Source organism: Bacillus sp. LR_5, from assembly GCF_042709275.1.
Map to the genome: position 1 here is coordinate 1 of NZ_JAVAXX010000300.1, position 7,416 is coordinate 7,416.

Below are 7,416 nucleotides of genomic sequence, written 5' to 3' on the forward strand. Positions count from 1 at the left end.
CCTTTGTAGTCGCCAAGCTTCACTTCAGGTTTTACTGTTACTTTCGCAGTGAAGATTAAGCTTTCGCCTTTTTCGATTTTTTCAACATCGATTTCAGGACGGTCTACAGGCTCGATTCCAGCTTCTTCAACCGCTTTAGGGTATTCTACAGGAAGAAGAATATCCAAAGCATCTTGGTAAAGAGCTTCTACGCCAAAGCGCTGTTCGAATAATCCGCGAGGAATTTTACCTTTACGGAATCCAGGAATTGAAACTTGTTTTACTACTTTTTTAAATGCATCATCAAGTGCTGTTTTAAACGTTTCAGCATCAACTTCAACCGTTAAAACGCCTTCGTTGCCTTCTTGTTTTTCCCATTTTACAGACATGTGTTTCCCTCCAAAAATCTATTCAGGTTGTGTCGGTCTTCCATTCTAAAGCAATCATACGGCTTCGTCCAACAAAAACAAAGCTGCCAAAGATCAGAATCATTATGTATAGATGTTAATAATGAACTGCAAAGCCTGTCCAACCGTATTTCTTATAACCCGTTATACACAAATACAACCACTATATTATAACATAACACATAGCGCTTTCAACTATATGGCGCGATTTACAAATAAGAAATTTCTTCAATATCTTTTAACATTGTGCAAGCTTCATCGAGTTCTCTGTCGGTAAATTCATACATCATATGAAGTTCTTCGCTTTCAATTTCAATCCCGTGCATCTCGTAACCGACTTTATGAAGGGCAGCCGCCCAAAGGTCAGCCGACAGCAATTTCGGCTGGAACGGATATAAAACGTACAAATGTCTTCTCCACAATTCCTCTACTGCTGCATATAAGGTTGGATTTTCATTTCCAAGTGTCTCATCCAGCACCCTGAGAACACGGTGCAGAATCGGCGCGGCATCAGGCGGAACAATCTCAGACGGTTCAATTGTCAACGACTCGCCAAATTTACTAATGTGTACAGGCTTACTGTACTCATGCTCAGCCAACAGCATGACAATCATCGTTTTGATAATCGGATGGGCTGAGGGGTCTTGGAGGATTGTTTTGAGCAATCCTGTATACTTTGCTACGTTACGGTCTTTTAAGGAATGGATGAGATTCATTTGCTCCTCAGGGCTTGCCAGCACTTTCTCGGTGTCAATTGTATCCTCATATTCTTCGGCCCAAGCCTCGTCCTCACGATCCGGATCGGTCATTTTCCGGCTGAAATCCAGCAGCTTATAAAATTGCTCGGCGCTTTCTGCCGGCAGCTGATTTTCTTCCAAAACGGCTTCAATGGTGCTTTTGACTTCCTCGTATTTTTTGAGCTGAATTAAGATGGTCATGTACACCTGCAAAACCGTAAAATAATGGCCATAACCTTCTTTGAGCATCTTCTCGCACACGCTTTTTGCCTCTTCCAGCTCGCCCAGCTCTAAAAAGCAGATGGCCATCCCTAAGTGAAGATCGGATTCAGTATCATCATATTTCATCGCTTCTGAAAACAGTTCAAGCGCTTCTTGATACTTTTTTTCCTTTAGTGATGACATCCCTTTTTCCACAAGGCGGTCTTTCAGATGAGGAAAAGGAATAATTTTTGCGTTCTTCTTGTCATGCGTCATACCTATATTCCTTTCAGGCATTTATTTTGTTCAAGTGTATCAACACCTGTGAACAAACACAAGAAATGAAAGGTTTCATCAGGCAAAAAAAGCCGCCGGACAAATACCGGCCGCTTTTTCAGGCTTGAAGCCAAGAGCTTCTTTGTGATTCAAATTGCTTAATGTCATCCTCCAGCAGCAGCGTTAAGGAAATTTCATCATATCCGTTAATCAGCATCTCTTTCCAATGCGGATCAACTTCAAATGAAATTTGATTGCCTTCACTGTCATGAATCAGCTGCTTTTCAAGGTCAACAGTCATTTCCAATGACTTGTTTTCATACTGGCCGACAAGCTGTTTCCAATTGTCATATGGCATGCGGATCGGAAGCATGCCGTTTTTAAAGCAGTTCTGATGGAAAATATCAGCAAATGACGGCGCAATGATAATTTTAAACCCATAATCATCAAGTGCCCACGGAGCATGTTCACGCGATGACCCGCAGCCGAAGTTTTCTCCTGCTATTAAAATGGAAGCTCCTTGATAAACAGGCTGGTTTAATTCAAATTCAGGGTTCGGTTCACCATTCGCATCATATCTCCAGTCAAAGAATGCAAAACGCCCGTAGCCTGTTCTTTCAATCCTCTTCAAAAATTGCTTAGGAATAATCTGGTCTGTATCCACATTGATCCGATTTAATACGGCTGCTTTCCCCGTATGTGATTTCAAAGGTTCCATCTCGCGCACTCCTTACACAACTGTTTTTTCCTGATAAAACTTTCTGACATCAACGAAGTGTCCGTGAATGGCAGCCATCGCAGCCATTGCCGGGCTGACGAGATGTGTTCTTGCACCTTTTCCTTGTCTGCCCTCGAAGTTGCGGTTAGAGGTTGATGCACAGCGCTCTCCCTCAGGAACAACATCATTATTCATACTCAAACACATGCTGCAGCCTGACTCTCTCCATTCAAATCCAGCTTCCAAGAAAATCTGGTCAAGCCCTTCTTTTTCAGCCTGAAGCTTCACGCTTTGAGATCCGGGCACGACGATGGCCCTTACGCTGTCAGCTACCTTCTTCCCTTTGATCATATCAGCAGCCTGTCGAAGGTCAGTCATGCGGGAATTCGTGCAGGAACCGATAAATACGTGCTCCACTTTAATGTCTTCAATTTTTTGGTGAGGAGTCAGTCCCATATATTCATAAGCGCGAATCGCTTCTTTTTTATCATCTTCTGCAGAAAAGCTTTCCGGCGCAGGAACTTCAGAATCGACAGGAAGAACCATTCCCGGGTTAATGCCCCATGTCACCATAGGGGAAATTTTGTTGCCGTCAAGGAAGATAGATTTATCGTAAACAGCGCCCGGGTCAGTGCGCAGCGCCCTCCATTCCTCTACGGCCTTGTCAAATTCTTCGCCTTTTGGCGTGTACTTGCGGTTTTTGCAATATTCAAACGTCACCTCGTCAGGTGCAATCAAACCTGCTCTTGCTCCTGCTTCAATTGACATGTTACAAACAGTCATTCGTTCATCCATCGTCATATTTCTGAATACTTCCCCAGTGTATTCAATGACGTAGCCTGTGCCGAATTTCACACCGTATTTGCCGATGACAGAAAGGATGACATCCTTTGCCGTTACCCCTTTTTGAAGCGTTCCATCTACGCGCACTTCAAGTGTTTTTGGACGCTGCTGCCAAAGTGTCTGTGTGGAAAGGACATGTTCAACTTCACTCGTCCCGATTCCAAATGCAAGAGCGCCGAAAGCGCCATGTGTTGATGTATGACTGTCACCGCACACAATCGTTTTCCCTGGAAGCGTTAAGCCCAGTTCAGGGCCGACGACATGGACAATCCCTTGATCCACACTGTGAAGATCGGCAAGGCGCACGCCAAATTCCTCACAGTTTCTTTCAAGCGCCGTTACTTGGCGTTTCGCAACTTCATCCTTTATCTCAAAACGATTGACAGTCGGGATGTTGTGGTCCATTGTCGCAAATGTATTTTGGGGTCTTCTGACCTTTCTTCCCTTTTGTCTCAAACCTTCAAATGCCTGAGGAGACGTCACCTCATGAATGAGGTGCAAATCAATATAGAGAAGATCCGGCTTTCCCTCACCATGTTTTACAATATGCTGATCCCAAATCTTTTCGATGATTGTTCGAGGCATCATCTTTTATTTCCTCCCTCTACCTAGAGCTAAGACCGCTTAACGTAAGCTGTCACACATTAGAAATTGTATTTTCACTCATGATTGCTGCCTTAACTTCCTCTGTAATGGCCTGAGTGCTGCTGAACTCTTCACCCCGTGCCAAATCTTTTGTTCTTTTCCCAGAAGCCAAGACTTTGTTTACCGCATCTTCTACAGCTTTCGCTTCCTCTTCAAGCCCGAAAGATGTTCTCAAAAGCATTGCCGCTGACAATATGGCTGCGAACGGATTTGCCATCCCTTTACCGGCAATATCAGGCGCGGAGCCATGAACAGGTTCAAACAGATGAAGACCAGAGCTTGATAGGCTGGCTGACGGGAGCATTCCGAGCGAGCCTGTAAGCATGGACGCTTCATCGCTTAAAATATCACCGAACATATTTTCAGTCACAACGACATCAAATTGATTCGGTGCATAGATTAGCTGCATGGCCGCGTTATCCACAAGCATGTGCTCAAGCTTCACATCAGGAAATTCTTTCGCAACGTCCTCAGCCACTTCACGCCACAGCCGGCTTGATTCAAGAACATTCGCTTTATCTACAGAGGTCACTTTGCCTTTTCTGGCTGCCGCCATTTTGAAGCCCTCTCTGATCACTCGTTCAATTTCCGTTCGCTTATAAAACAGTGTATCTACTGCTTCCTGCTCACCTTCAGTGTTTACATAGCGTTTGCTCGGCTGGCCGAAATACAAGCCGCCTGTGAGTTCACGAACGATAACGAAATCAACATTATCTATATATTCTTTTTTCAAAGGCGAAGCGTCAGAAAGGCTTTCAAATACCTTCACAGGCCGTAAATTCGCAAACAAATCAAGCTGTTTTCTGATGCTGAGCAGCCCTTTTTCCGGTCTCAGTTCCGAAGGATTTTGATCCCATTTCGGTCCGCCGACAGCGCCAAGCAATATCGCGTCTGCATTTTTACAAGCAGCAACGGTTTCCTCCGGGAGGGGGTTATGATATTCATCAATAGCCGCCCCTCCAATCAGGCCATATTCAAATTCAAATTCATGGTTAAAGCGTTCGGCAACACTTTTCAGTACGTCTGTCGCTGATTCTAATACTTCAGGGCCGATCCCGTCTCCGGGCAATAGAGCAATACGTTTCTTCAAGTTAACCGTTCTCCTTTCTTTTATGATCCGACAGCTGTGTGGTTTTTCAATCCGCTCATATTCGACTGGAAAACCAATTGACGGTTGACTGCGTTCAAATAGGCTTTCGCTGATGCTTCTAATACGTCTTGCGCTATGCCCCGACCTGCTGATTCTTTTCCGTTCACCAAAACTCTTACATACACCTGGGCAAATGCATCTTCGCCTTTTCTGTTAGACTGAATGCGGTAGTCTAAGAGCTCCACGTCCTTATCGATGCAGCGCTCAAGCGTATTGTAGATTGCTTCCACACTTCCAGCTCCAGTTGCAGCTTCCTGAATAAGCTCTGCGTTTTCTTGATTTTTCAACGAAAGAGTAGCCGTAGGGACCTGACTTGTTCCGTAATGTACTTGCAGAGAAAGAAATTCATACCCAATCTTGCGATCTGTTACTTTTTCTTCTAAAATAAGAGAAACAAGATCCTCATCAGTGATTTCTTTTTTCTTCTCAGTCAACTCTTTGAACATCGTAAAGAATTTATTAATCTCTTCACTGTCAAATTGGAATCCTAAAGCAGTCAGCCGGTCTTTAAATGCGTGGCGTCCGGAATGTTTACCTAGGACAAGCGCATCTGCGGTTACGCCGACAAGCTCCGGTGAAATAATTTCATAAGTCGATTTTTCCTTTAAAAAGCCGTCCTGATGGATGCCTGATTCATGAGCAAATGCATTATCTCCAACAACCGCTTTGTTGCGCGGGACAGCCATGCCTGTCAGTTTGCTTACTAAATCACTTGTTCTCTTAATCTCGTTCAGTGTAATACCTGTTTCGACTTGGTAGAAATCTTTTCTGGTATGAAGGGCTACAGCAATTTCCTCTAATGCCGCGTTTCCGGCTCTTTCACCGATCCCGTTCACAGCGCATTCGATTTGATCAGCGCCATTTTCAATCGCAGCAAGAGAGTTTGCGACTGCCATTCCCAAATCATCATGACAGTGGGCTGAAAGCTTTGCTTTGTGAATGTTCGGAACGTTTTCTTTCATATATTTAAAGATATTTCCGTATTCCGCCGGGGCCAGGTAGCCGACAGTGTCCGGAAGATTGATAACACTGGCGCCTGCGTCAATCACTTTCTCGACGATTTCTGCTAGAAACGGCAGTTCAGTGCGGCAGGCATCTTCAGCTGACCATTGCACAATCGGAAAACGTTCTTTTGCGTATTTCACCATTCCAACTGCTCTTTCTATCACTTGCTCACGTGTCATTTTCAGCTTGTACTTCAAATGAATGTCCGATGTGGCGATAAAAACATGAATTCTCGGGTGAGAACCTTCTTTTAACGCTTCCCAAGCAGCATCAATATCACCTTTTACACAACGGGCCAGACCAGTTACTGAACAATTTTTAATGGTTCTTGCGATTTCCTGAACAGCTAAAAAGTCACCTCGGGACGAAGCGGGAAATCCCGCTTCAATGATATCTGCCCCGAGTCTTTCGAGCTGCTTAGCTATGGCAAGTTTCTCCTGTGTATTCAAGTTCACTCCAGGGGACTGTTCACCATCACGAAGCGTCGTATCGAAAAAATTAATTTTGCGCAACGGAGACCACCGCTTCCTTCTTCTTGCCTTGTTTCACAAACGGCATCATTTCACGAAGCTTTCTTCCCACTACTTCGATTTGATGTTCGTTCTCGCTTGCATTGATAGCGTTGAAACGAGGACGGTTTACTTGGTTTTCGACGATCCACTCTTTTGCGAATGTACCGTTTTGGATCTCTTTTAATACTTCTTTCATAGATTCTTTTACTTTAGCGTCCACAACGCGAGGGCCTGATACGAAATCTCCCCACTGTGCTGTGTCAGAGATTGAATATCTCATTCCTGCAAGTCCTTCTTCGTACATAAGGTCTACGATTAATTTCAGCTCATGAAGGCACTCGAAGTATGCAAGTTCAGGCTGATAACCTGCTTCAGTTAATGTTTCAAATCCGGCTTTGACAAGCGCGCTTAATCCGCCGCAAAGAACTGCTTGCTCACCGAACAAATCTGTTTCTGTTTCTTCTTTAAATGTCGTTTCTAATACGCCAGCTCTTGCACCGCCGATTCCTTTAGCATAAGCGAGGGCTTTGTCTCTTGCTTCTCCAGTCACATCTTGATAGATTGCGAACAATGCAGGTACGCCAGCTCCTTGCTCATATGTTCTTCTTACCAAGTGTCCCGGGCCTTTAGGGGCCACTAAGAATACATCTACATCCGCTGGAGGAACAATTTGATGGAAATGCACGTTAAATCCATGAGCGAATACTAATGATTTTCCTGCTGTCAATTCACCTTTAATTTCAGCTTCGTAGACTTTTTGCTGTTGCTCATCCGGAAGCAGAACCATGATGATTTCGGCTTGGGCTGCCGCTTCTTTTACTGAAAATACTTTATGTCCGTCTTCTTGGGCTTGAGTGAAAGATTTTCCTGGTCTAACACCGACGATAACGTCTACTCCGCTTTCTTTAAGGTTCAGGGCATGTGCGTGGCCTTGCGAACCGTA

The 7,416-nt window shown here is 44.5% G+C and carries 7 protein-coding genes; all 7 read right to left on the reverse strand.

Annotated features, from left to right (window positions below; translation table 11 throughout):
- Positions 1 to 368: trigger factor family protein (locus tag RAC86_RS32460; protein WP_377886480.1), on the reverse strand; the 368-nt coding region annotated here is incomplete at its 3' end.
- Between the two features lie 227 nt (positions 369 to 595).
- Positions 596 to 1,600 (reverse strand): DNA damage checkpoint antagonist DdcA, encoded by a 1,005-nt coding sequence (ddcA, locus tag RAC86_RS32465; protein WP_015483530.1) that lies wholly within the window; start codon positions 1,598 to 1,600, stop codon positions 596 to 598.
- Between the two features lie 118 nt (positions 1,601 to 1,718).
- Positions 1,719 to 2,318 (reverse strand): 3-isopropylmalate dehydratase small subunit, encoded by a 600-nt coding sequence (gene leuD / locus RAC86_RS32470; RefSeq protein ID WP_029318194.1) that lies wholly within the window; start codon positions 2,316 to 2,318, stop codon positions 1,719 to 1,721.
- 12 nt (positions 2,319 to 2,330) lie between these two features.
- The gene (gene leuC / locus RAC86_RS32475; RefSeq protein WP_042975036.1) at positions 2,331 to 3,749 is read right to left on the reverse strand and encodes a 3-isopropylmalate dehydratase large subunit; all 1,419 of its coding nucleotides are present in this window, start codon (positions 3,747 to 3,749) and stop codon (positions 2,331 to 2,333) included.
- A 49-nt stretch (positions 3,750 to 3,798) separates the two neighbouring features.
- The gene (gene leuB / locus RAC86_RS32480) at positions 3,799 to 4,896 is read right to left on the reverse strand and encodes a 3-isopropylmalate dehydrogenase (protein ID WP_377886482.1); all 1,098 of its coding nucleotides are present in this window, start codon (positions 4,894 to 4,896) and stop codon (positions 3,799 to 3,801) included.
- A gap of 20 nt (positions 4,897 to 4,916) precedes the next feature.
- Entirely contained in the window at positions 4,917 to 6,473 is a 1,557-nt protein-coding gene (locus tag RAC86_RS32485) for a 2-isopropylmalate synthase (protein WP_377886484.1), read from the reverse strand.
- The coding region (gene ilvC / locus RAC86_RS32490) for a ketol-acid reductoisomerase (protein ID WP_377886485.1) at positions 6,460 to 7,416 on the reverse strand (957 nt) is incomplete at its 5' end. The genes RAC86_RS32485 and ilvC, both read right to left, overlap by 14 nt.